General features: G+C 67.4%; 20 protein-coding genes. 12 read left to right on the top strand and 8 right to left on the bottom strand.

From position 1 onward, the window contains the following. Positions 1 to 82 precede the first annotated feature (82 nt). Positions 83 to 745: an energy transducer TonB gene (locus tag ABQ039_RS07990; protein WP_161961181.1), complete on the top strand. Its 663-nt coding sequence runs from the start codon at positions 83 to 85 to the stop codon at positions 743 to 745. A 349-nt stretch (positions 746 to 1,094) separates the two neighbouring features. Beyond that, positions 1,095 to 1,562, top strand: coding sequence for an energy transducer TonB (locus ABQ039_RS07985; RefSeq protein ID WP_167709878.1), 468 nt, complete (start codon positions 1,095 to 1,097; stop codon positions 1,560 to 1,562). 172 nt (positions 1,563 to 1,734) lie between these two features. Here the strand turns inward: ABQ039_RS07985 and aroA are convergent, their stop codons facing one another. The 3 genes from aroA to serC all read right to left on the bottom strand — a co-directional run bounded on the left by aroA (position 1,735) and on the right by serC (position 5,531). Next, a complete protein-coding gene (gene aroA / locus ABQ039_RS07980; RefSeq protein WP_179464895.1) occupies positions 1,735 to 3,048 on the bottom strand; it encodes a 3-phosphoshikimate 1-carboxyvinyltransferase in 1,314 nt (437 codons plus the stop codon). Positions 3,049 to 3,175: 127 nt separating this feature from the next. Further along, positions 3,176 to 4,378, bottom strand: a complete 1,203-nt coding sequence (gene pheA / locus ABQ039_RS07975; protein ID WP_054592844.1) for a prephenate dehydratase — start codon at positions 4,376 to 4,378, stop codon at positions 3,176 to 3,178. Positions 4,379 to 4,445: 67 nt separating this feature from the next. Continuing rightward, positions 4,446 to 5,531, bottom strand: coding sequence for a phosphoserine transaminase (gene serC / locus ABQ039_RS07970; RefSeq protein ID WP_184380115.1), 1,086 nt, complete (start codon positions 5,529 to 5,531; stop codon positions 4,446 to 4,448). A 180-nt stretch (positions 5,532 to 5,711) separates the two neighbouring features. On the opposite strand from serC, the gene msrP reads away from it, so the two are divergent. Together msrP and msrQ are read left to right on the top strand one after the other, a co-directional pair. Continuing rightward, entirely contained in the window at positions 5,712 to 6,680 is a 969-nt protein-coding gene (gene msrP / locus ABQ039_RS07965; RefSeq protein ID WP_024940184.1) for a protein-methionine-sulfoxide reductase catalytic subunit MsrP, read from the top strand. Between the two features lie 130 nt (positions 6,681 to 6,810). Next, the gene (msrQ, locus tag ABQ039_RS07960) at positions 6,811 to 7,467 is read left to right on the top strand and encodes a protein-methionine-sulfoxide reductase heme-binding subunit MsrQ (protein WP_349777895.1); all 657 of its coding nucleotides are present in this window, start codon (positions 6,811 to 6,813) and stop codon (positions 7,465 to 7,467) included. On the opposite strand, the gene ABQ039_RS07955 is transcribed toward msrQ, so the two are convergent. Beyond that, entirely contained in the window at positions 7,409 to 8,218 is an 810-nt protein-coding gene (locus ABQ039_RS07955) for an FHA domain-containing protein (protein ID WP_065032371.1), read from the bottom strand. The genes msrQ and ABQ039_RS07955 overlap by 59 nt on opposite strands. Positions 8,219 to 8,391: 173 nt before the next feature. On the opposite strand from ABQ039_RS07955, the gene ABQ039_RS07950 reads away from it, so the two are divergent. From ABQ039_RS07950 to ABQ039_RS07940, 3 genes are all read left to right on the top strand, one after another. Further along, a complete protein-coding gene (locus ABQ039_RS07950) occupies positions 8,392 to 8,667 on the top strand; it encodes a polyhydroxyalkanoic acid system family protein (RefSeq protein WP_026064847.1) in 276 nt (91 codons plus the stop codon). Between the two features lie 183 nt (positions 8,668 to 8,850). Further along, the gene (locus tag ABQ039_RS07945; protein WP_349777896.1) at positions 8,851 to 9,405 is read left to right on the top strand and encodes a phasin family protein; all 555 of its coding nucleotides are present in this window, start codon (positions 8,851 to 8,853) and stop codon (positions 9,403 to 9,405) included. A 232-nt stretch (positions 9,406 to 9,637) separates the two neighbouring features. Beyond that, positions 9,638 to 10,642, top strand: coding sequence for a restriction endonuclease (locus tag ABQ039_RS07940; protein WP_349777897.1), 1,005 nt, complete (start codon positions 9,638 to 9,640; stop codon positions 10,640 to 10,642). 41 nt (positions 10,643 to 10,683) lie between these two features. On the opposite strand, the gene hutC is transcribed toward ABQ039_RS07940, so the two are convergent. Continuing rightward, positions 10,684 to 11,457: a histidine utilization repressor gene (gene hutC / locus ABQ039_RS07935; RefSeq protein ID WP_180708309.1), complete on the bottom strand. Its 774-nt coding sequence runs from the start codon at positions 11,455 to 11,457 to the stop codon at positions 10,684 to 10,686. Between the two features lie 4 nt (positions 11,458 to 11,461). Further along, entirely contained in the window at positions 11,462 to 12,832 is a 1,371-nt protein-coding gene (locus ABQ039_RS07930) for a formimidoylglutamate deiminase (protein ID WP_349777898.1), read from the bottom strand. Between the two features lie 60 nt (positions 12,833 to 12,892). Between ABQ039_RS07930 and hutI the strand changes: the two genes are divergently transcribed. The 4 genes from hutI (at position 12,893) to hutU (ending at position 18,430) form a co-directional block, all read left to right on the top strand. Continuing rightward, positions 12,893 to 14,098, top strand: coding sequence for an imidazolonepropionase (gene hutI, locus ABQ039_RS07925; RefSeq protein WP_349777899.1), 1,206 nt, complete (start codon positions 12,893 to 12,895; stop codon positions 14,096 to 14,098). Positions 14,099 to 14,111: 13 nt separating this feature from the next. Continuing rightward, positions 14,112 to 15,653, top strand: coding sequence for a histidine ammonia-lyase (gene hutH / locus ABQ039_RS07920; protein WP_047124979.1), 1,542 nt, complete (start codon positions 14,112 to 14,114; stop codon positions 15,651 to 15,653). A 232-nt stretch (positions 15,654 to 15,885) separates the two neighbouring features. Next, positions 15,886 to 16,746 carry an N-formylglutamate deformylase gene (hutG, locus tag ABQ039_RS07915; RefSeq protein ID WP_054592817.1) on the top strand — a complete coding sequence of 287 codons (861 nt, stop codon included), beginning with the start codon at positions 15,886 to 15,888 and terminating at the stop codon, positions 16,744 to 16,746. A 16-nt stretch (positions 16,747 to 16,762) separates the two neighbouring features. Continuing rightward, entirely contained in the window at positions 16,763 to 18,430 is a 1,668-nt protein-coding gene (hutU, locus tag ABQ039_RS07910) for a urocanate hydratase (RefSeq protein WP_039527941.1), read from the top strand. A 151-nt stretch (positions 18,431 to 18,581) separates the two neighbouring features. Here hutU and ABQ039_RS07905 read toward each other — a convergent pair whose 3' ends face one another. Continuing rightward, positions 18,582 to 19,670: a hypothetical protein gene (locus ABQ039_RS07905; RefSeq protein WP_349777900.1), complete on the bottom strand. Its 1,089-nt coding sequence runs from the start codon at positions 19,668 to 19,670 to the stop codon at positions 18,582 to 18,584. Positions 19,671 to 19,867: 197 nt separating this feature from the next. Here ABQ039_RS07905 and ABQ039_RS07900 point away from each other — a divergent pair, with 197 nt between their 5' ends. Next, positions 19,868 to 20,596, top strand: coding sequence for a hypothetical protein (locus ABQ039_RS07900; RefSeq protein WP_126965602.1), 729 nt, complete (start codon positions 19,868 to 19,870; stop codon positions 20,594 to 20,596). 242 nt (positions 20,597 to 20,838) lie between these two features. Here the strand turns inward: ABQ039_RS07900 and ABQ039_RS07895 are convergent, their stop codons facing one another. Next, positions 20,839 to 23,316, bottom strand: a complete 2,478-nt coding sequence (locus tag ABQ039_RS07895) for a membrane-bound PQQ-dependent dehydrogenase, glucose/quinate/shikimate family (protein ID WP_184516975.1) — start codon at positions 23,314 to 23,316, stop codon at positions 20,839 to 20,841. Positions 23,317 to 23,425 lie beyond the last annotated feature (109 nt).

The following is a 23,425-nucleotide window of genomic DNA, read 5'->3' as shown; positions in this document are numbered from 1 at the left end:
AGATTATCGCCTGTTCCGCCACCTGCTGCGATCGATTCACCGCCGCTATGCCAGAATTGGCTCGATCCTTCAGGTGAGCCCTATGCCCGCGCCCCGCCCTGCGTCCGATCGGCAGATTGTCCTGCGACTGCCCCGCCACACCCTGAAAATTGCCGGTATCGCCTTCGTTGCCGGCCTGCTGCTGTTCCTGCTGGTGTGGGCCACCGGCCGCAAGGACGACTTCTACAAGGCCTCGCCGGCGCAACCGGCTGCGGGTGCGCAGGCCGACGACAACATCCAGCCGCTGCCCGCGCCGCTGCCGGCCCAGGACGGCGCCAGCGACATGCCACAGGCCAAACCACCGGAAGAAACCCCGACACTGGTGGAAACCGCACCGCCAGCCCCGCCCGCGCCGACGCCCTTGCCGGAGGACGCGGTTCCCGGCGCGCCGGGCGCAGCACCGGCAAACACCGCGGCGGCTGCAGGCGGAGATCGCCCGGTGCCGATGCAGGGCCAGATGCCGCCGCCGCGCTACCCCGCGGCTGCCCTGCGTCGCGGCGATGCCGGCGATGTGGTGGTGCGGGTGGACGTGGACGCGGCGGGCAATCCGGGCGGGGTGACGCTGGTGCAACGCAGCGGCTCGCGCGATCTGGACCGCGCCGCGATGGAAGCGGTGCGTCACTGGCGCTTCCATCCGGCGCAGCGCAACGGCCAGCCGATTGCCGGCAGTCTGGATATCCCGTTCGAGTTCAAGCCGGCGCAGTAAGCCCCGCCGATACGCCGCGTCGTGCGCACCGCACACGACGGCGGCCAGACTGCCGCAATCGACGAACACCACTGCGCGTTAACCGGACAAGGCGGGGCGAACCAGACCCCGACTCGGCTTGACCAAGCTGAATGTCTGCCGCCGTTTAAACCTTCCTGAGCGCCCTGCCTTAGCTGGCCCTCAGGCAAGGCCGACCAGACTGGCCACGTCATCCCAAAGATGCGCCAGGAGGCCGGCCATGTCCTTCATCTCCAATCCTTCGTCACACCCTACCCAGGCACTGCCGCAGCGCCCCGTGCATGCGCAAGACCGCGTGGGCGACGACACGGCCGACGGCGCCTCGCCATGGCTGTGGGCGACCCTGCTGGCGTTGCTGGTGGTGGTGCCGACCTGGTGGTGGGCCCGCCATAGCGACGAATCGTTTGCGACCGACACGCGCCCCGCGCCTGCGGCCAGTCGCCAGATCCTGCCAACCTCGGAGGGTCCGCGTGCGATGACCATGATCGCGCACCAACCCGCGCGCGCGGCGATCAGCACCCAAGAAGCGATTCCGCTGCCGGGCAATGCGGTGCCGCGCTACCCGTCGGACATTGCGCAGGCCGGGATCGCAGGCAGCCGCACCGCGCGACTGCAGCTGGACGTGCAAGGCCGGGTGAGCGATGTGAGCATCGTCGATCGCAGCGGCAGCAATGACCCGCGCCTGGATGCAGCGGTGATGGACAGCTTGCGTCAGTGGCGTTTCGAGCCAGCCACCCGCGATGGCCACGCCGTCGTCAGCAGCGTGCAGGTGCCGGTGGAGTTCACGGCCGAGCACTGAGCGGGATCATCAACCAAGTCGGATCGCAGTGGCGCCGTGCTGGCTGTAATACGGTATCCAAGCGTTGACTGACAGGCGTTACGACGCCTTTGGTCGACCGCTCCTCATCCGAAGAGCAGTCCTCAACCAGCAAGACAACTGCCCGCCTTTCCTACTGAAGCCGTTTCACTACTCAGGCCGTTTCAAGCCCGAAACCGGCGCCCCGCGCCAGGCTGTCGAAGCCCGGGAACGAGGTTGCGACATTGGCCACGTCATTGACCCGCACGCTGCCGGTGGACAGCTGCCCGGCAATGGCAAACGCCATCGCGATGCGGTGGTCGCCGTGGCTTTCGATCACGCCGCTGCCGATGCTGCCGCCGTGAATGGTGGCGCCATCCGGGGTTTCGTCCACACGCACGCCCAGCGCGCGCAGCCCGGTGGCCATGGCTGCAAGGCGGTCGGACTCCTTGACCCGCAGTTCGGCAGCGCCGGTGACCACCGTCTGCCCGGTTGCGGCAGCGGCGGCCACAAACAGCGCCGGGAATTCGTCGATCATGTCCGGCACCAGCGCTTCAGGAATCTGCGCGCCCTGCAGCGGTGCATAGCGCACGCGCAGATCGGCCACCGGCTCGCCGCCATGTTCGGCATGACGTTCTTCGGCGATATTCGCGCCCATCAGCCGCAGTGCCGCCAGCAACCCGGTGCGACGTGGATTCAGGCCCACCGCACGCAGCAGCACGTCCGAACCGGGAATGATGCTGGCTGCCACGATGAAGAACGCCGCCGACGAGAAATCGGCAGGCACCGCGATATCGGTGGCGCGCAGACGCTGACCACCGCGCAACCGCGCCTTGCCGGGCGAGAAATCGATCTCAACGCCAAACGCGGACAACATGCGCTCGGTGTAATCGCGGGTGGGATGCGGCTCGCTGACCGACGTCTCTCCCTGCGCATACAGGCCTGCCAGCAACACCGCGGATTTGACCTGCGCACTGGCCACCGGCGAGACGAAGTCGATGCCATGCAAGGCCTGGCCGCCGTGCACACGCAGCGGCGGGGTGCCGTCGTCCTCGGTGTCGATGCGCGCGCCCATCTGTGCCAGCGGGCCGGTCACGCGCCGCATCGGGCGCTTGGACAGCGACGCATCGCCGACCAACTCGCTATCGAAACGCTGCGCGGCCAGCAGGCCGGCAAGCAGACGCATGCCGGTGCCGGCGTTGCCACAGTCCAGCGCCTGGCTGGGCGGCTGCAGGCCATCCACGCCGACGCCGTGCACGATGCGCTGCGATGCCGACGGCGTGTCGATGCGCACACCGAGCTGGGCGAAAATGGCCGCGGTAGAGCGCGTGTCTTCGCCTTCGAGAAAGCCGTCGATCTGCGAGACGCCATCGGCCAGCGCGGCGAACATCACCGCGCGATGCGAGACCGACTTGTCGCCGGGAATGGCCAGGCTGCCCTGCAATGCGCTGCCCTGCCGGGCGATCCAGTGGTGCGTGCTGCTGCTCATGCGTGTGATCCGATTGCTGCGGCATCGCCCTGTGCGGCGATGCGCGTTGAAAAGTGTCGTGGCGCTGCCGTCACCTCGGCCGGTGACGGCGCGCCCGTCAGGACGGCGCTGGCGTGACGCCCGGCGCTCAGGGAATGGCGACCGGGTACGAGCCCAGCACCTTGATCTGCGCCGAGTGCGCTTCCAGTTCGGCCAGCGCCTGCTTCATCGCCTCGTCTTCCACGTGGCCGGCCAGGTCGATGAAGAAGCCGTATTCCCACTTGGCCTGGTGCGAGGGACGCGACTCGATGCGGTTCATGCTGATGCCATGCCGCGCGAACGGGCTGAGCACGTCGAACAACGCACCTGGCTTGTCGTGGATGAACACCAGCACCGAGGTGCGGTCATGCCCGGAGGTGGGGAAGATCTGCCGGCCGATCACCAGAAAACGCGTGGTGTTGTCGTCGTCGTCTTCGATCGACTTCATGATGACTTTCTTCAAGCCATACACATGCGCGGCGCTCTCGCCGCCGATCGCCGCGGCGTCCTCGGCATTGCGGGCGCGGCGTGCGCCTTCGGCATTGCTGGAGACGGCGATCTTCTCGACCTTGGGCAGGTGCGAACGCAGCCAACCGGCGGTCTGCGCAAACGACTGCGAATGCGCGTAGATGCGCTCGATGTCTTCCAGCCGGCCGTTGCGCGAGAGCAGGTACTGGTGCACGCGCAACTCGACTTCGCCGCAGATTTTCAGGTTGGAGGTCAGGAACATGTCCAGGGTGACCTGGATGGTGCCCTGGCCGGAATTTTCCACCGGCACCACGCCGAAATCGGCATTGCCGGCTTCCACTTCCTGGAATACTTCCTCGATGGTTGCCATCGGCAGGCCAACTGCCGAACGGCCGAAGTGCTTGAGCACCGCCTGCTGGCTGAAGGTGCCTTCCGGGCCGAGATAGCCGATCTTCAACGGCTCCTGCTGGGCCAGGCACGCGGACATGATTTCGCGGTACACGTGCACCAGCACTTCATCGCTGAGCGGGCCTTCGTTGCGGTCCACCACCATGCGCAGCACCTGCGCCTCGCGCTCGGGCCGGTAGTAATCCACCGCCGCGGCGAGCTTGCCCTTGGCCTTGCCGACCTGATGGGCGAAGTTGGCGCGTTCGGCGATCAACGCCTGGATGGTGCGGTCGATCTCGTCGATCTTGGCGCGCACATCGGCCAGCACCGGCGCAGCGGTGGCCGGCTTGGTCGCGCGCTTGTCTGAGGCGTTGGCCGCGGACTTGGCGGCGGACTTGCCTGCCGGTTTGGTCTTGCCGCCGGTGGCGGCACTGGGCTTGCTGGACTTGGGAGCCATCGCTCGGCATTCCTTGAAATTGCGGCGCATGCGCCTGCGCGGCATGCGCCGCGGTCGAATGAAAGACTCAGCCGTGACGCTGCTGGAAGTCGTGCATGAAGCTCGCCAGCGCCTGCGCGCCCGCCACCGGCATCGCGTTGTAGAGCGAGGCGCGAATGCCGCCGACCGCCTTGTGCCCCTTCAGCGCCAGCAGACCGGCTGCCTTGGATTCGCTGACGAACAACGCATCCAGCTGCTCGTCGGCCAGAAAGAACGGGATGTTCATGCGCGAACGCACCGCCGGCTTGACCAGGTTGCGATAGAACCCGCCGGAACCATCGATCGCGCCATACACCAACGCTGCCTTCTCGGCGTTGCGGCGGGCGAATTCGTCCACCCCGCCCTGCTCCAGCATCCACTTCACGGTGAGTCCGAGCAGATACCAGTTCCAGGTCGGTGGCGTGTTGAGCATCGAATCGCGGGCGGCATGCGAGGCGTAGTTGAAGATGTCCGCACGCGGCTGGCCGGCGCGTTCGAGCAACTCGCGCCGCACGATCAGTACCGAGATGCCGACCGGGCCCAGATTCTTCTGCGCGCCGGCATAGATCAGCCCGTAGCGCGAGACATCCAGCTGCTCGGAGGCGATCGACGAACTGAAATCGGCAAACAGCGGCAGGGTACCCACCGCCGGCGTGTCGCGGAACTCGACGCCGTGGATGGTTTCGTTGGCGGTGATGTGCACGTAGGCCGAGTGCGGCGACAAGGTCCAGCTGGCCACTGGCGGAATGTCGGTGAAGCCGCCCGCCTGGCCGTCGGCGGCAATGCGCGCATCCACATAGGTGGCCGCCTGCTTGATCGCGGTCTTGCCCCAGTGGCCGGTGATCACGTAGTCGGCGGCCTGGCCGGGTGCGGCGAAATTCAGCGGCAGCAGCGCCTGGATGGTGGTGGCGCCACCGGCAGTGAACAGCACCGCGTAATCGTCCGGAATCGACAACAGGGTGCGCAGATCGGCTTCGGCCGCGGCCGCCACGGCCATGAAATCGGCGCTGCGGTGGCTGATTTCCACGATCGAGGCGCCGACGCCGTTCCACTCGACCATCTCTTCCTGCGCCTGGCGCAGGACCGATTCCGGCAATGTCGCAGGGCCGGCACTGAAATTGAACGCGCGTGTCATGGCACACCTTGTCGAGCTAGCCTTCTAGTATGCCGCAGCGCACCGGCCTTGGCAGCGTTGCAGAAAAGTTGCATGTGCATCCTTCTCACCCATGGCGACGTATGGTTTGTGCGTAGGCCATCGGCAGCGTCATCACCATGGTCCGGTATTCTCATCAGCAGCCACTGTCAGGAGCGAGCCATGTCCCTTCGCGATGTCTTGAAGACGCCGTCCAGCGAGATCACCGATGAGGCCGTCTACCGCGACCGACGCCGGCTGCTGCAGCTGTTTGCGCTGACCCCGGCGCTGGGCGTGGCCGGCTGCGCCGAGGCCGATCCGCCGCCTCCGCCCAAGACCGTGGTGACCCCGGCGCAGGCGCGCAGCGGCTTCCGTACCGCCGAGGAACTGACCCGGCTGGAAGACGTCACCAGCTACAACAACTTCTACGAGTTCGGCACCGACAAGACCGACCCGTCCAAGGCCGCCAAGACCCTGAAGCTGTCGCCGTGGTCGGTGAAGGTCAGCGGCGAATGCGAAAAGCCCGGCAGCCTGTCGCTGGACGAGTTGCTCAAGGGCATCAGCGCGGAGGAACGCATCTACCGGCTGCGCTGCGTGGAAGGCTGGTCGATGGTGATCCCGTGGACGGGCGTGCCGCTGGGTGAGGTGCTCAAGCGCTTCGCACCGACCTCCAAGGCCAAGTACGTGGCATTCACCACACTGGCGGATCCGCAGCAGATGCCGGGCGTGCGCTACCGCTCGATCAACTGGCCGTACCGCGAGGGCCTGCGCATCGACGAAGCGATGCATCCACTGACCCTGCTGGCCACCGGCCTGTATGGCAAGCCGCTGCCGCAGCAGAACGGCGCGCCGCTGCGGCTGGTGGTGCCGTGGAAGTACGGCTTCAAGAGCATCAAGTCGATCGTGGAAATCCGCTTTGTCGAGAAGATGCCCGAGACCGCGTGGCACGATCTGCAGCCGTCCGAATACGGCTTCTTTTCCAACGTCAATCCGGCGGTGGATCACCCACGCTGGAGCCAGAAGACCGAGCGCCGGATCGCCGGCACCGCGAGCAAGTTGTTCGCCGAGCGCATCGCGACCAAGCCGTTCAACGGCTACGCGGACCAGGTCGCCTCGCTGTACGCGGGGATGGACCTGAAGAAGTGGTTCTAGGCAGTGATGTCCCCCGCGTAGGAGCGCACCCGGGCGCGACGGGCGTTACCAGGAATGCCAGTCGCGCCCGGGTGCGCTCCTACGATGCATGTTGATGCCCGCGCGGCATCGCTCCCTTCTTCGAGATCGCATGGCCAAGACCTCCGCATCCCTGATCGCCGCCAAGACCCTGGTGCATGTCGCCGCGCTGACCCCGATCGCCTTGCTCGGCTGGCAGTTCTGGCAGGTATGGCAAACCGGCAGCGATGCGCTGGGCGCCGATCCGGTGGCCGAAATCGAGCACCGCACCGGGCTGTGGGCGCTGCGCTTCCTGTTGATCACCCTGGCGATCACGCCGCTGCGCCAGCTCACCGGCCAGGCGACGCTGATCCGATTCCGGCGCATGCTCGGGCTGTACGCATTCTTCTACGCCAGCGTGCATCTGGCGGCCTACCTGAGCCTGGATCTGCGCGGCTTCTGGACGCAGATCTTCGAGGAGATCCTCAAGCGCCCCTACATCACGGTCGGCTTTGCGGCATGGCTGCTGCTGGTGCCGCTGGCGATCACCTCCACCCAGGGCTGGATGCGGCGGCTCAAGCGCAACTGGGGCCGCCTGCACATGCTGATCTACCCGATCGGCTTGCTGGCGGTACTGCATTTCTGGTGGCTGGTGAAATCCGACATCCGCGAACCGGCGCTATATGCCGGCATTCTGGCGGTGCTGTTGAGCTGGCGGATCTGGAAGAAACTCAGCGCGCGCCGAACCACAGCAAGGCGCTCAACGCCGCCGCCAGCAACACTGCGCTGAGCAGCAACCACGGCCAGCGCGCCACCTTGACCGGCGCACGCGCCGGTTCGCCGGGCGCGCGTGGTGGCGGCAACGGCTCCGACTCCGGAAGGTCCCAGGTGGTGCCGTGATGGGTGCGCGGCACCTCCACGACAAAGCGATGGCGGGCATCGAACACCACCTGGTCGCCGGCCTGCAGCCAGCCGTCGCGCACCTGCACGCCGTTGATCCAGCTGCCTTCTTCCGAACCCAGGTCGCGGATCAGCACGCGGTCGCCATGGCGTTCCAGGCGCGCGTGCTGCGCGGCGAAGGCCGGGTCGTCGATGACGATGTCCGCCGCCGGGTCGCTGCCGACCAGGCGTGAGCGGTCCAGGGTGAAGCTGCGCCCGTGATGGCGGCCGCCCAGCCCGCGCAACAGCAGGCAGACCTCGCTCAGGCCGGCATCGTCGTCTGCAACGTCGTTGGCCGGCGCGCTCGACGGCGCACTGCGCAGCAGCATCTCCACGCCGTCGGCGTAGATCGCATCGCCGGGGCGCAACAGCGCCATGCGCCGCACCGGACGTCCGTTGACATGGATGCCGCGGATCCCGTTGGCCACCTGCAGCCACAGCCCGCGCTGGTCCAGGCAGAACTGCGCCAACAGCAACGCCCCCTGCGCATCGGCAACCACCCGCACACTGCCGGAGGCATGGCGGACGATCCGGTGGACGCCGGGCTTGAGGGAATGATCCGGCTGCTGCCGGTGGGTGAAATGAACTTGCAGATCGCGCACCCGCCGCAGCCTAGCAGGTTTGCCCCGCGCCGCGGCCAACAATGTGACCGGCGTCCGGCCGACGCAGGTACGGCACCGAGGTGTGTCGCTGCTTGGCCACACGCGCGCCGCACTTGGAGCCTGGCCCGCGCATGCGCACAATGCACGCTTCTTTCGTCTTCCCCATGGAACCCATGTCCAGCATCGATATCCGCCACGACCATGCCCTGTCGCCGGCCCAGGCCCGCGCAGCGATCGACGCGGCGGCGCGCAAGTTGACCGATCGCTATGGCGTCGCCTCGCATTGGGAAGGCGACACCTTGCGCATCGCGCGGGCCGGCGTGGATGGAGCAATCACCCTGCTGCCGCAGCAGGTACATGTCACCGCCGAGCTCGGCTTCCTGTTGTCGGCGATGCAGCCGATGGTGGAATCGGAGATCCGGCGCCTGCTGGCCGAAAAACTCGCCTGAGCATGCCGTGTCGCTGGTCCGGGCCTGATTGCCTGGCCAGAGCCTGACCGCACCGGTGCTTCAGCGACAAGTCACCCGCGCGGCCCGTGGCAGGCGGATGCTCTGGACGTGCTTCACCTGCTCGATGCAGTGCCGGGACTAGGGTGAAGGCAACGTCACTTTGGCAACCCACAGGAGCATTCCATGACGACCGGATACGATCAGAACGGCAAGCGCGACGATGCCGCGCACGGCTTCCAGGCGCAGGCAGAACAGATTTCGCGCCGGCTCGGCGAATCTGCGCAGACGGTGTGGCTGGCCGGGCTCGGTGCGCTGGGACGGGTACAGAGCGAGGGTGGCAAGTTGTTCGACTCACTGGTGCGCGAAGGCGCAGCCTACGAGCGCAGCGGCCAGCGCAAGGCGGCCGAAAGCGTCGATGAGCTGCGCGAAGAGGTGGAAACCCAGTTCGAACAGGCACGCGACACTGCCGTGCGCGGCTGGGACAAGCTGGGCAAGGCCTTCGACGAACGCGTCAAGGGCGTGCTGCGCACGCTCAACATCCCCGAGCAGGACGAACTGGAAAACCTGCGTCGCGAGGTGGAATCGCTCAAGGCCCAGGTGCGCGCCAATACTGCCGCGACCAAGCGCGCCAACCGCACCGCCAATCAGGCCGCACAGGCCGCCAGCAGCGAAACCACCGGCACGGGCTCGGCCGGCGGCAGCTCCAGTCCCAACAATGCCGCATTCGATGGTGAATAAGCCGGCTCGATGATGTTGCAAAGCAGCATGATTTTTTAGACAATCGGGAAGGACCCGCCAGTCCTGTAATACGAAGTCCGTTTGCTCCCCTCCCCTCACGGCTTCGGACTGGCGGGTCTTTCGCTATCTGGATCACGGTGCGTGGTATCGCCGCTCGCGATCCATTGACGAATCTGCGGCGAAAGATTCTTCTAGGCGTACCGCTTCGTCATACGTTCCATACCTTCGCTTGATGCTCATGCCTTCCTGGATTGTGGCGCTTGTGGCTTCCCTGCTGCTCTGGCTGGGAGTGTGTGCGTATGTGTGGCTGGTGCGCCGCCGTGCCAACGAAACCAGCGAGGGCGTGCGTGCGTTGGCGGCGATGCACTGGCGCGACTTTTCCGCCGTGGTGCAGCGCGTGCTGCAGGAGCAACGCGGCTGGCAACCCACCCAGGTGCCGCAGGACGGCCTGCCGACGGCCGACTTCATGATGCAGACCGAGCAAGGCACGCGCCTGGTGGCCTGCAAGCACGGGCGCGGCTACCGCATCGGCGTGGCAGCGGTGAACGAGCTGGGTGCGATGGCACGGCTGGCCGGCGCGGGCGGCGGCGTGATGGTGACCGAGGGCCGCATGGAACGCGAAGGCCTGGCGGCCGCCGAGAAGCAGTCCATCGAAGTGCTGGATGGCGTGCGCCTGTGGCCCTTGCTCAAACCGTATCTGCCGGGCGATGTGGAAACCGGCGTGGTCGGCATGGCGCGCCGTCGCGCGATCCGTCACAGCCTTATTGCCGGTGCAGCGCTGGCGACCCTGGCGCTGGTCGCGGTGCTGGCCTTGCAACCGGTGCAGCCACCTGCGCCTGCGCAGCAGGCAGCGGTGGTGACCGTCCCAGGCGCTGCCGCAGCGGTCGCCGCAACACCTCCACCGCAGGGCACAAGCTCGCCGCAGGCCGCGCCGCCATCAGCGGCGCCGCCTGCATCGACGCCACTGGCAGGCGATGCCGAACCGGATGCGGCAACCATGCAGGGCTATCAGCGCGAGGTGTCCAAGGCGCTGGCACAGACGCCCGGCCTGGTGCGCGGCATCTGGATCACCCAGGCAACGCTGGCGGTGGATCGCTCGGTTGACGATGCAGCGGCGTGGCCGTTGATCTGCCGCGAACTGCAGCGCTACCCCTACCTGCGCACTGTGCGCGTGCAACTCAATCCGCGCCCCGGCGTGGACGAAGCGGTGCGCTGGCGGCAGTGCACGACGATCTGATTCACGCATCGCCCCATGCGCCTGCGCGCGAGGTTTGAGGCTCAGCGCATTCCCGGCGCGAACCGTGCCACCAGGTCGTAGGATCCGCCCAGGAACAACTGCCGCACGTAGGTGACCGGCTGGTCGCCGCGCCAGGTGTGGCGATCGATGACCAGACAGGCCGCGCCATCGTCCACCTGCAGGCGTTCGGCTTGCGCGGCGTCCGCACTGACGGCACTGATGCGGTGCTCGGCGCGCGTCCACGGCACGTTGCGCAACAACCAGCTGCCCGGCGCCACGTCGGTGAACGGCTGCAGCAATGCCTCGGGCACGGTGGTGATGTCGATCACCCGCTGCTCCAGCGCGAACGGGCGGCCGTCTGCCAGGTGCACGCTTTCCAGCGCGAGCACCTTGCCGCTGCTGCCCAGGGCACGCTCCTGCGGCACGCGCAGGCGCGGGCTGCGCAGTCGGCGTGACAGCAGCGCGAACCGGTAGACGTGGCCGCGCGCGGTCATCTCCACTTCGATGTCGGGGATCGACAACGCGACCTGCTCCAGATGCGGATGCGGGCGCGCCACGAACGAGCCGGTGCGGCGCCGGCGTTCGATCATGCCGGCATCGGCAAGCAGGCCGAGTACCTTGTTCACGGTCATGCGCGAACAGCCGTATTGCGCCATCAGCTCGTGCTCGGGCGGCACCCGGTGACCGGGCGGCCAGTCGCCACTGTGGATGCGGCGTTCCAGATCCTGCCGGATGCGTTGATGCAGGGTGCCGGGCGCGGCGGTGGGGGTGGCGGTCAAAACAGGTCTCCGGTCAGACCCGCATTGTGCGCGCATCCACTCATCTGCTCAGCAGCGATCGCAGAACCCCGGCAAAACGCGTGGCAATCCGCGTGCGATCCACATGGCGCCCGTCGCGCACCACCGGTTGCCCGGCGCGCCAGACGGTGCGCACCGCACCGCCGCGCGCGGCGAACAGCCAACTGTCCAGCAGCGCGTCGTCGTTGCGGGCCAGCAGCGCCGGATGGGTCGGGTCCAGTTCGAGCAGATCGGCCGATGCGCCGACCCGGATGCCGCTGCGCGCAATGCCCAGGGCCTGCGCCGCACCCTCGCCCGCCTGCTCGAACAACCAACGCCCGCTGGAGGCGCCCGCCTGCACCAGCACATTGCGCGCCTGCAGCTGCAGACGCTGGCCGTATTCGAGCAGGCGCAGTTCTTCGGCCGCGTCAATCAACACATTCGAATCCGAGCCCACCCCAAAGCGCCCACCCGCAGCGGCAAATGCCCGCATCGGGAACAGGCCGTCGCCCAGATTCGCCTCGGTGATCGGGCACAGCCCGACCACCGCGCCGTTGTCGACGATGCCCTGCAGCTCGCTCGCGTCCACATGCGTGGCATGCACCAGGCACCAGCGCGCATCCACCGGTGCGTTGGCCAGCAGCCACTGCAGCGGGCGCTGGCCCGACCAGGCCAGGCAGGCCTGGACCTCGCGCTGCTGCTCGGCGATATGGATGTGGATCGGGCCATCGGTGAGCGACACCAACGCCGCCAACTGCTCCGGCGTGACCGCGCGCAGACTGTGTGGCGCCAGCCCGAGCACGGCATCCGGCAATGGTTTCAAGCTGCCCTTGCAGTCGTCCAGCAACCGCGCGAAGCCGTCGATGTCGTGGATCAAACGACGCTGCGCTGTGCTGGGCGCGATGCCACCGAAATCCGCATGCGCATAGAACACCGGCAACAGCGTCAGCCCGATGCCGGTGTTGGCGGCGGCAGCAGCGATGCGCCCGGACATTTCGCCGGCCTGCGCATACGCCGCGCCGCCGGGGCTGTGGTGCAGGTAATGGAATTCGCCGACGCGGGTGAAGCCGCTTTCTAGCATTTCCACATAGGCCTGTTCGGCGATCGCCTGCAGGCTGTCCGGGTCCAGCCGGTCGACGAAGCGATACATCAACTCGCGCCAGCTCCAGAAACTGTCGCCGCTGCGCCCGCCCACTTCGGTCAGACCGGCCATGCCGCGCTGGAATGCGTGGCTATGCAGGTTGCCCAGCCCGGGCAGCAGCAGCTCGACCCGGCTGTCGGCGGCAGCGGGCGTGACGCCCGGCTGCACCGAGGCGATGCGCCCCTGCGCCAGCGTGATCCGCACGTCGCCCGCCCAGCCATCGGGCAAGAGAGCCCGCGCCGCCCACAACGCCTGCACCTGTTGGTCTGCCACTGGACACCCTCGATTGCCGGTTCTATTGTATATACATATCAGACACCACGAGCCTGCGCCATGCATTGCGACGTCCTCTGGCACAACGCACAGCTGATGACCCTGGACGCAGCAGACGGTGGCCTAGGCATCGTGGACGATGGCGTTCTGGCCTGCCAGGACGGCCGCATCACCTATGCCGGCCCGGCCGCGCAGGCCCCCGCGCTGACACCGGACATTGCGCACGATTGCCGGCGCCGCTGGATCAGCCCCGGCCTGATCGATTGCCATACCCATCTGGTGTATGCAGGCAATCGCGCCAACGAATTCGAGCAACGCCTGCGCGGTGCCAGTTATGCCGAGATTGCCGCAGCCGGCGGCGGCATCGTGGCCACGGTGCGCGCCACCCGCGCCGCCGACGACGCAGCGCTGCTGGCCGCCAGCCTGCCGCGCCTGGACGCCATGCTCGCCGAAGGCGTGACCACGCTGGAAATCAAATCCGGCTACGGGCTGACGCTGGAGGACGAAACCAAGCAGCTGCGCGTGGCACGCCAGCTCGCGGCACTGCGCAAGGTCGAAGTGGTTCCGACCTTCCTCGGTGCGCATGCGGTGCCGCCGGGCGGCGATGCGCAAACTTATATCGACGCCGTCTGCACGCAGATGATTCCGGCGATCGCCGCGCAAGGGCTTGCCGAGGCGGTGGACGTGTTCTGCGAGCATCTGGCGTTCTCGCCCGCGCAGGCCGAACAGGTCTTCCGTGCCGCGCAGGCACATGGCCTGGACATCAAGATCCATGCCGAGCAACTGAGCAATCAGCATGGCGCGCAACTGGCCGCACGCCATGGCGCGTTGTCGGCCGATCACATCGAATACCTGGATGACGCCGGCATTGTCGCAATGGCCGGCGCCGGCACCGTCGCGGTGCTGTTGCCGGGCGCGTTCTATTTCACCCGCGACACCCAGCTGCCGCCGATCGCGGCGTTGCGCGCCGCCGGCGTGCCGCTGGCCCTGGCCACCGACTGCAACCCGGGCACCTCGCCGCTGACCAGCCCACTGCTGGCGATGAACATGGCCGCCACGCTGTTCCGCATGACCGTGGACGAGTGCATCGCCGGGTTCACCCGCGAAGCCGCACGCGCACTCGGGCGCGGCGAGCGACTGGGCCGGCTGCGCGCCGGTCTGCACTGCGACCTGGCGATCTGGGACATCGATGCGCCGGCCGACCTGGTCTACCGCATGGGCTTCAACCCTCTTCATGCCCGCGTCTGGCGCGGGCATTCCTGCTGAATCCGGAGTCGTCATGAGTGCTTCTATTGTCTTGCAGCCCGGCCAGGTCACGCTGGCGCAGTGGCGTGCGCTGTATCGCGGCGCCGACGTCGTGCTGGACGACGCCTGCGCGGCCGCGGTGCTGCGCAGTGCGCAGACGGTGGAGGCCATCGTGGCGCGCGGCGAGCCGGTGTATGGCGTCAATACCGGCTTCGGCAAGCTGGCCAGCGTGCGCATCGAACGCGAGGACCTGCAGACCCTGCAGCGCAATATCGTGCTCTCGCACGCCGCCGGCGTCGGCGAGCCCACGCCGGTGCCGGTGGTGCGGCTGATGATGGCGCTCAAGCTCACCAGCCTGGCCCAGGGTGCTTCCGGGGTACAGCCGCAGACGCTGGCATTGCTGGACGCGATGCTGCGCCTGGGCATCACGCCGGTGGTGCCGTGCCAGGGCTCGGTCGGTGCCTCCGGCGATCTGGCACCGCTGTCGCACCTGGCCGCGGTGATGATCGGCGTCGGCGAAGCCTTCGTCGGCGGGCAACGCCTGCCTGCCGCCGACGCGCTGGCGCAGGCGCAGCTGCAGCCGCGCGTGCTGGGCGCCAAGGAAGGCCTGGCGCTGCTCAACGGCACCCAGTTCTCCACCGCCTGCGCCTTGGCCGGCCTGTTCGAGATCGAAACCGTGTTGCAGGCCGCGTTGGTCACCGGCGCGCTGTCGGTGGAAGCGGCCAAGGGCTCGGACACGCCGTTCGATGCGCGCATCCATGCCTTGCGTGGCCAGCCGGGGCAGATCGCCACCGCTGCCGCGCTGCGCGCGCTGATGGCCGATTCGAGCATCCGCGAATCGCACCGGCTCGGCGATGTGCGCGTGCAGGATCCGTACTGCCTGCGCTGCCAGCCGCAGGTGATGGGCGCGGCGCTGGACATCATGCGTCAGGCCGCACGCACGCTGGAGATCGAGGCCAATGGCGTCTCGGATAACCCGCTGGTGTTCAGCGATACCGGCGAGGCGTTGTCCGGCGGCAACTTCCACGCCGAGCCGGTGGCCTTCGCAGCCGACATGCTGGCGATGGCGGTCTGCGAAATCGGCTCGATCAGCGAACGCCGCACCGCGATGCTGGTCGACCCGGCCTTGTCGGGCCTGCCGGCGTTCCTCACCCCGCGCCCGGGCCTGAATTCCGGCTTCATGATTCCGCAGGTCACCGCTGCGGCCCTGGTGTCGGAAAACAAGCAGCGCGCGTATCCGGCCAGTGTCGATTCGATCCCGACCTCGGCCAATCAGGAAGATCATGTGTCGATGGCCGCGCATGGCGCGCGGCGTCTGCTGGCGATGGCCGAGAACGCCGCGCACGTGATCGGCATCGAATTGCTGGCGGCCGTGCAAGGCTGCGACTTCCATGCGCCGCTGCGCTCCAGCGCCGCGCTGGAAGCCGCGCGCGCCCTGCTGCGCGCGCAGGTGCCGACCCTGCAGGACGACCGCTATTTCCATCCCGACATGCTGGCGGCCAGTGCGTTGGTGCGTTCGGGCGCGCTCGCGCAGGCGGTTGCCATCGCCTTGCCAGGCGTGGAGCAGCACGCATGACGCGCCACCTCGCAGCCGCTGGAATGAGCTCGGTAGCGTGGTGTCCGCGCGTGCAAGGTCTCGCGTCACTGCCGAGCGCGCATCTGCGCGACGACCATGCACTGCGGCCGATACGCGCGCGCGGACTGCTTGCGCGTCAGGCCGTGCTGCGCGCTTGCGCGCCGTGTGCCGACCGGATGCAGGCGCGACATCGTCGCGCCTTGACGATCTCACCAGCACAAGGCGCACCGCGATGAGCGCCCTGCCCTGGCTCGAGATCCACCGCGGCGATGCGCCGCTGATCCTCAGCTTCCCGCATACCGGCACCGAGCTGCCCGAGGAGATGGTCGACCAGTTCGTCTCGCCCTGGCTGGCACGCCGCGATGCCGATTGGTGGGTGCATCAGCTGTACGACTTCGCGCAATCGCTCGGCGCCACCACCGTGCGCACCGCGATCTCGCGCTCGGTGATCGACGTCAACCGCGATCCCAGCGGAGCGTCCCTGTACCCGGGCCAGAACACCACCGGCCTGTGTCCGCTGACCACCTTCGACAACCAGCCGCTGTATGCCGACGGCGCCGAACCCGACCAAGCGCAGATCGCCTGGCGCCGCACGCAGTGGTTCGACCCCTATCACGCTGCGCTCGCTGCCGAGATCGCGCGCCTGCGCACGCAGCACGCCAGCATCGTGGTCTACGACGCGCATTCGATCCGCTCGCATATTCCGCATCTGTTCGATGGCGAGCTGCCGCAGTTCAACATCGGCAGCAACGACGACCGCAGTTGCGATCCGGCCCTGGCCGATGCGGTGGAGCAGCTGTGCCGCAGCAGCGGCTCGAGCACCGTGCGCAACGGGCGCTTCAAGGGCGGCTGGATCACCCGCCATTACGCGCAGCCCGGGCATGGCGTGCATACGCTGCAGATGGAGCTGGCGTGCCGCGGCTATATGCGTGAGCCGGACACCATCACCCCGCAGAACTGGCCCACGCCCTGGCTCCCCGCGCATGCGGTCGCACTACGCGCGGTGCTGCGTCACGTGCTGCTGGCCTGCCTGCAGTTTGCCAATACCACCGCTCACTCCTCCGCCACCACGCCGCCTGCGGCGCACCGTTGATTGCAAGGAAACCGGCATGACCCGTCACGATGCAACCCGCGTCATCCGCGCCGCCACCGGCACCACGCTCACCGCAAAAAGCTGGCTCACCGAAGCGCCGCTGCGCATGCTGATGAACAACCTGGACCCGGACGTGGCCGAGCGCCCGCAGGAACTGGTGGTCTATGGCGGGATCGGCCGCGCCGCGCGCGACTGGGAATCCTTCGATGCGATCGTCGCCGCGCTAACGCGCCTGGACGACGACCAGACCCTGCTGGTGCAGTCCGGCAAGCCGGTCGGGGTGTTCCGCACGCATGCCGATGCGCCGCGCGTGCTGATCGCCAACTCCAACCTGGTGCCGCGCTGGGCCAGCTGGGAGCATTTCAACGAACTCGATCGCAAGGGTCTGGCGATGTACGGCCAGATGACCGCCGGCAGCTGGATCTACATCGGCGCGCAAGGCATCGTGCAAGGCACCTACGAAACCTTCGTGGAAATGGGCCGCCAGCATTACGGCGGCAGCCTGGCCGGCAAGTGGCTGTTCACCGGTGGCCTGGGCGGCATGGGCGGCGCGCAGCCGCTGGCCGCGGTGATGGCCGGCGCCTCGTGCCTGGCGGTGGAATGCCGCCGTTCCAGCATCGACATGCGCCTGCGCACCGGCTACCTGGACACCTGGACCGACGACCTGGACGAAGCGCTGCGCCTGATCGAGGAATCGTGCACGGCGAAGAAACCGCTGTCGGTCGGCCTGCTCGGCAATGTCGCAGACGTGCTGGACGAACTGCTGCTACGCGGGGTCAAGCCGGACCTGCTGACCGACCAGACCTCCGCGCACGACCCGATCAACGGCTACCTGCCGCAGGGCTGGACGGTGGAGGAATGGGACGCGAAACGCGTGAGCGCACCGAAAGAGGTGGAAGCGGCCGCGCGCGACTCGATGGCCAACCACATCCGCGCCATGCTCACCTTCCACGCACTCGGCGTGCCCACCGTCGATTACGGCAACAACCTGCGCCAGATGGCGCTGGAAGCAGGCGTCGACAACGCGTTCGACTTCCCCGGCTTCGTGCCCGCCTATATCCGGCCGCTGTTCTGCCGTGGCATCGGCCCGTTCCGCTGGGTCGCGCTCAGTGGCGATCCGGACGACATCGCCAAGACCGATGCCAAGGTCAAGGAGCTCATTCCCGACGATGCGCATCTGCACCGCTGGCTGGACATGGCTGCCGAAAAGATCGCCTTCCAGGGCCTGCCTGCGCGGATCTGCTGGGTTGGTCTGGGCGACCGCCATCGGCTCGGCCTGGCCTTCAATGCGATGGTGCGCAGCGGTGAATTGAAGGCGCCGGTGGTGATCGGCCGCGATCATCTGGATTCGGGCAGCGTCGCCTCGCCCAACCGCGAAACCGAGGCCATGGCCGACGGCTCGGATGCGGTCTCCGACTGGCCGCTGCTCAATGCCCTGCTCAATACCGCGTCCGGTGCGACCTGGGTGTCGCTGCATCATGGCGGCGGCGTCGGCATGGGCTTCTCGCAGCACGCCGGCATGGTCATCGTCTGCGACGGCAGCGAGGCGGCCGACAGACGCCTGGAGCGCGTGCTCTGGAACGACCCGGCCACCGGCGTGATGCGCCACGCCGATGCCGGCTACGCCATCGCCACCGACTGCGCGAAGCAAAAAGGCCTGGATTTGCCGGGCATTCTCGGCTGAGAATTCTCGGCCCCGGCTGTTTCGCCGACCGCGTGCACGCCGTATGCGGTCGGCATGCAGCACGCGGACATCACCGGTTGTGAGCGCACCATCCGCAGCAGGCGACGACGATCCGCTGCGTTCTGCCGGCGGCTTCCATCTCCATCACGGTCTACTTGCAGGCCGATGCAGCAGCGGCCAGCAATGCGCTGTCATCGAGCACCGGTGCCGCCCCGCTTGCTGGATAGGCGGCTGCGATCGCCTTCGCCGCGCGATCGGCGTCCGCCTGGATATACCACTGCGACGACGGCGGCAGCGAACGCCCGCGCACCGCCTGCTCGAAGCGATATTGTCCCCAGTAGATCGCCAACGGCTCTTCCAGCGCATTGAGCGGGTTACGCAAGGTGGCCGCACCCGGACACAGCCGCACGAAGTTGGCAGCGAGCATGCGTTTGCGCGCCGATGGCTGCCCCGCAGACAGGTAGTGACTCAATTCATGCAACACGATCGGCGCCCAGTCCATCGAGGCCGTGCCGGTACGCGCATCATGCTGCGAATACAGCAGCATGGTGCGTCCGCGCACCTTGGCCTGGGTGGTGTCCGGCTCCGGCCACCAGACGAATCTCGCCTGGAATACCGCAGGCTCCGGCACTGCAAAGAACGCCCGCATCTGCGCTGCCAACCGCGAGACGGCGGGCTTGGACAGTTCCTCGCCCAGCTCGCGCGCCTGTTGCTCGAAACGCGGTGCAACGGCGACCAGGTGCCTGGCGCGCGGAACGAAGCGGGCAAAATACGCGCGCAACATCGCCTGGTCGTCTGCCGACTGCTCCGTAATGGCGGCGTCCGCTGAGGCCTCGAATCCCGCATTCCCGAGGAAATGCCGGGAAAAAGGATCCACCTCACGGGTGGCATCTGGCGCAAACACACGGTCGAGCACCTCCAGATCGTCGTCCTTTGCCAGCCCCGAGGTGCGCCGACGGAAATCTGCGTAGGCCACAAGTGCTGCACGATCGGCCGGGTCCAGCCCGCCATGGGTTTCGAAATAGCTGCGATAGACGGGCGCCGTATAGCCCGGCAACCAGTCCGACAGGTTATCCAGCAGGTTGAACAGGTCCGTGGCCTCGCTGTAATCCACCTGCACGGGTGCCGATGACGGCATGGCCGGCGCGGCCTGCGCGGTGGCGCACATCACGACCCAGATCAGTCCGGCTGAGCGGACGCGCCGCAGCGTTGGCGGCCAGCGATCGATCCATCTGCGCATGCAAGGCTCCGGGCTGGCGAGTGCGCTGATTCGAGCATGCCGGGATACCGCCCGCCACGTGCCTTTGGTCAGGGGGCGCGAGAGCTTCCTGCTTCGGGTTGCAAGCGAGGACATCGTTGCCCATCACATTCTCGACGATTGCCCTCAAGTCCGCCGCGTGCGGGCCGACAAGGTATGCAACGTTTCGAGGGATCTCCATGGGCATCTTGATCTACCTGGTGCCTGCATTCGCGCTCTGGGCGCTGATTGCCACCGTGCTGGCGTTCGTGCGTGGCCGCCAGCTGCGCGCCGAATCCGGCCAGCTCGCCAGCACCCAGGACAGTCTTGCCCGCTACCAGGCAGCGCTCTCGCAGGCGAAGGCGCGCGCGGCCGCCAGCTTGCTGGAACTGGAATCGCTGCAGCGCAGCTACACCGTCCTCAAGCAATCGCTGGAGCAGCAGGAACAGACGGCCGCCGAACAGGCGCCGGCTGCCGACAGCCAGGTGATTCCGATGGTGATGGTGCAGCGGCTGGATATCGCCAACGAGATCGGCACGTTGTTCGCGCACGTCGCACGGGTGGCACGCAGCCTGCGCCGCTACAGCGCCTACAGCCGCGGTCACACTGCGCCGGAACCGGCCACCGCCCGTTACGACCTGCATTGGCTGGCCGATTGCCTGCACAGCTTCGACCAGATCGGCTATGCCCTGTTGCGCGGCAACGTCGCGGCGCTGATCACCGCCTGCCAGGACCTGCTGTCGATGTACGACCATTATCTGAAGGACGGGTCCGGCTACAACAGCCGCGACACCTTCCAGCGCCTGAGCAGCGATGTGCCGCTGTCGGATGCCACCGATGCCATCCGCTCGATCATCGTCAAGGCGACGCTGGCGCAGGATGTGCGCGATGCGGTGATGGAGGATGCGGTTGCGGCTAACGTTGGGTGAGTCGGGAATCGGGAATCGGGAATCGGGAATCGCAAGAGCGTGGGTGCGGGTGCGGGTGCGGGTGCGGGTGCGGGGTTCTGTTAGGTCAACGGGTAATTGACCGCTACTCGATGCAGGGTGTTTGGCGACTGCTGTGATGCGATTGCCCATAAAAAAAGCGCACCGCTTGGGGTGCGCTTTTTCGTTTCAGGCCTCGGGAATGGCCGGCCTGCCTTGGTTGGCGGGTTTGACCGCTGCCTGCGTCATGGTGCCTGCTGCGGCAGCGCGTAGGCCACCACGGCATCGCCTGCGGGCGTTTCCATGAAGTGGTGGCCGCCGGCCATGATCACCAGATACTCGCGGCCGTTGTAGGCGTAGACCATCGGGTTGGCCTGGCCACCGGCCGGCAGCTTGGCATGCCACAGCTCCTTGCCGGTGGACAGATCGATGGCGCGGATCAGGTCGTCGGTGGCTGCGGCAATGAAGATCAAGCCACTGGCCGTCACCACCGAACCGCCGTTGTTGGGCGTGCCAATCTCGATCGGCAGACCAGAGCGGATGCCGAACGGACCATTGCCGCGTGCGCTGCCGAACGGGCGGTCCCAAAGGGTCTTGCCGCTGGCCAGATCGATCGCACGGATGCCGCCATACGGCGGCTGCTTGCACAGCAGCTTGGTGAACGGCAGGCGCCAGCCGGCGTTGACGTTGATCGCATACGGCGTACCGGCCTGCGGATCGCCCGCACCTTCCGCGCCACCTGCATCGCCGCGCGCTTCATCGCGCGGTGCCCAGCCCAGTTTGTCGGCCTTGGCGCGCGGCACCAGCAGGTTGTAGTTGGGCATGTCGTTGTAGTTGGCCACGATCACGCCGCGCTGCGGATCCACCGACACACTGCCCCAGTCCGAACCACCGTTGTAGCCGGGGTATTCGATCGAATGGCGGTCGGCTTCCGGCGGCGTGTAGATGCCCTTGTAGCTGGCCTTGCGGAACTGGATGCGGCAGACCAGCTGATCGATCGGCGTCATCCCCCACATGTCGCGCTCGGTCAGATCCGGCTTGCGCAGCGTGTGGTACAGCGAAAATGGCTGCGTCTTGGCACGCATCTGCGGCTCCACGCCACCGCCCGGCACTGCGCGTTCTTCCACGCCCACCAGCGGCTTGCCGGTACGCCGATCCAGCACGTACAACTCGCCCTGCTTGCTCGGCAACAACACTGCCGGCACGTTGACGCCGTCCTTGGGGAAGTCGATCAGGCTCGGCTGCGAGCCCAGGTCGTAATCCCACGCATCGATATGCGTGGTCTGGAAATTCCACACCGGCTTGCCGGTGGTGACGTCCAGCGCCACCAGCGAGGTCGCATAGCGATTCTCCTGCGGCGTGCGCGAGCTGCTCCAGTAATCGGCGGTGGAGTTGCCCATCGGCAGATACACATAGCCCAGCTGTTCGTCGGCCGCGGCGGTGGTCCACATGTTCGGCGTGCCACGCGTCCAGGTCTGGCCCGGCGGCGGTGCGCCGTTCCAGTCCGGATGGGTCATGTCCCAGGCCCAGCGCAATTGGCCGGTCACCGCATCGAAACCTTCGATCACACCGGACGGCTCGTAACGCTTCTGCCCGTCCAGCACCTGATGGCCGGTGACCACCACCCCGCGCACGATGGCGGGCGGCGAATTGATCGACACATAGCCCGGCGGCGTCTGCCCCATGCCGACGGTGATGTCGACCTGGCCGTTGTTGCCGAAATCCGTGCACGGCTTGCCGCTACGCGCATCCAGCGCGATCAGGCGGCCATCCAGCGTGCCTTCGATGATGCGCGTGCGGCACAGCGGCGCCCCATCCGCTGCCACTGCTGCGGCGGCGTCGTTGGCTGCCACCGGCACCTGGTAGTACGACACACCACGGCAGGCGGCCGTATACGGAATCGCCTCGTCCTTGACCTTGGGATCGTAACGCCAACGCTCCTTGCCACTGGCGGCATCCAGCGCGATCACCTGATTGCGCGCGGTGCACAGGTACAGGCTGTCGCCCACCTTCAGCGGCGTGGTTTCCGCACCCCAGCGCTTGCTCGGCAGGTCGCCGGTGTGGAAGACCCAGGCCTGCTTCAATTGCGCAACGTTGTCGCGGTTGATCTGCTGCAGCGGCGAATAGCGCTGCCCGGCCTGGCTGCGTCCATATGCGGCCCAGTCGTCGTCGGCAGGCGCATTGCCCGGCTGCCCGTCGGAGGCGGCCGGCGCTGCAGACGCGCTGCGCTTGACCAGGCCCGCGGCCATGCCGGCGGCGTGTGCCAGCGCGCCATCGGCCTCGGTCACCCCAAACGGCACGAAGGCGAGCGCGAAGGCCACCACGAACACCGCCGCCAGAACGCCGGCCACGCTGCGCGACACCGCACGCGACACCGGGCGCTCCAGCTTAGGCAGCAGCAGCGCCAGCACGAATGCCAAGCCGACGATCAAGCCCAGCCGCGGTACCCAACGCCAGTAGTCGCTGCCCGATTCCCACCACGTCCACGGCAACGTCGCCGCCACCACTGCGGCAAACCACCACGCGCCCGCATTGCGACCGCGAAACAGCAATACGCCGGCGATCAGCAAGGCCACGCCCACAGGCGCGTAATACCAGGAGCCGCCCAGCGCGGCCAGCCACACGCCGCCTGCCAGCAGCACGGCGCCCAGCACTCCAATCACGCCTCCCAACGTCGCCAGCGCCCAGTGGCCGCGACGGGAAGGACGATGCAATGTCGTCATCAGTTGTTCCTCTTCGATCTGCGGCGACGCAACGCCGCCACACCACCCCCAACCTTCGACCCGCCGCGGTGAAAAAACCGCGTTCTTTGCGAACGCCGTCGAAAAACAC

The sequence above is a fragment of the Xanthomonas sp. WHRI 6108 genome (assembly GCF_040202385.2).
Taxonomy (GTDB): Bacteria; Pseudomonadota; Gammaproteobacteria; order Xanthomonadales; family Xanthomonadaceae; genus Xanthomonas; species Xanthomonas arboricola.
Note: the sequence above shows the minus strand (reverse complement) of the source record. Positions and strands in the feature narration are given on the sequence as shown.

What these genes read in the sequence shown, in the direction of transcription:
- ABQ039_RS07990 (WP_161961181.1), top strand. Translation starts at nt 83, where the DNA reads ATGCCCGCGCCCCGCCCTGCGTCCGATCGGCAGATTGTCCTGCGACTG.
- aroA (WP_179464895.1), bottom strand. Translation starts at nt 3,048, where the DNA reads ATGAGCAGCAGCACGCACCACTGGATCGCCCGGCAGGGCAGCGCATTG.
- pheA (WP_054592844.1), bottom strand. Translation starts at nt 4,378, where the DNA reads ATGGCTCCCAAGTCCAGCAAGCCCAGTGCCGCCACCGGCGGCAAGACC.
- serC (WP_184380115.1), bottom strand. Translation starts at nt 5,531, where the DNA reads ATGACACGCGCGTTCAATTTCAGTGCCGGCCCTGCGACATTGCCGGAA.
- msrP (WP_024940184.1), top strand. Translation starts at nt 5,712, where the DNA reads ATGTCCCTTCGCGATGTCTTGAAGACGCCGTCCAGCGAGATCACCGAT.
- msrQ (WP_349777895.1), top strand. Translation starts at nt 6,811, where the DNA reads ATGGCCAAGACCTCCGCATCCCTGATCGCCGCCAAGACCCTGGTGCAT.
- ABQ039_RS07950 (WP_026064847.1), top strand. Translation starts at nt 8,392, where the DNA reads ATGTCCAGCATCGATATCCGCCACGACCATGCCCTGTCGCCGGCCCAG.
- ABQ039_RS07945 (WP_349777896.1), top strand. Translation starts at nt 8,851, where the DNA reads ATGACGACCGGATACGATCAGAACGGCAAGCGCGACGATGCCGCGCAC.
- ABQ039_RS07940 (WP_349777897.1), top strand. Translation starts at nt 9,638, where the DNA reads ATGCTCATGCCTTCCTGGATTGTGGCGCTTGTGGCTTCCCTGCTGCTC.
- hutC (WP_180708309.1), bottom strand. Translation starts at nt 11,457, where the DNA reads ATGCGCGCACAATGCGGGTCTGACCGGAGACCTGTTTTGACCGCCACC.
- hutI (WP_349777899.1), top strand. Translation starts at nt 12,893, where the DNA reads ATGCATTGCGACGTCCTCTGGCACAACGCACAGCTGATGACCCTGGAC.
- hutH (WP_047124979.1), top strand. Translation starts at nt 14,112, where the DNA reads ATGAGTGCTTCTATTGTCTTGCAGCCCGGCCAGGTCACGCTGGCGCAG.
- hutG (WP_054592817.1), top strand. Translation starts at nt 15,886, where the DNA reads ATGAGCGCCCTGCCCTGGCTCGAGATCCACCGCGGCGATGCGCCGCTG.
- hutU (WP_039527941.1), top strand. Translation starts at nt 16,763, where the DNA reads ATGACCCGTCACGATGCAACCCGCGTCATCCGCGCCGCCACCGGCACC.
- ABQ039_RS07905 (WP_349777900.1), bottom strand. Translation starts at nt 19,670, where the DNA reads ATGCGCAGATGGATCGATCGCTGGCCGCCAACGCTGCGGCGCGTCCGC.
- ABQ039_RS07900 (WP_126965602.1), top strand. Translation starts at nt 19,868, where the DNA reads ATGGGCATCTTGATCTACCTGGTGCCTGCATTCGCGCTCTGGGCGCTG.
- ABQ039_RS07895 (WP_184516975.1), bottom strand. Translation starts at nt 23,316, where the DNA reads ATGACGACATTGCATCGTCCTTCCCGTCGCGGCCACTGGGCGCTGGCG.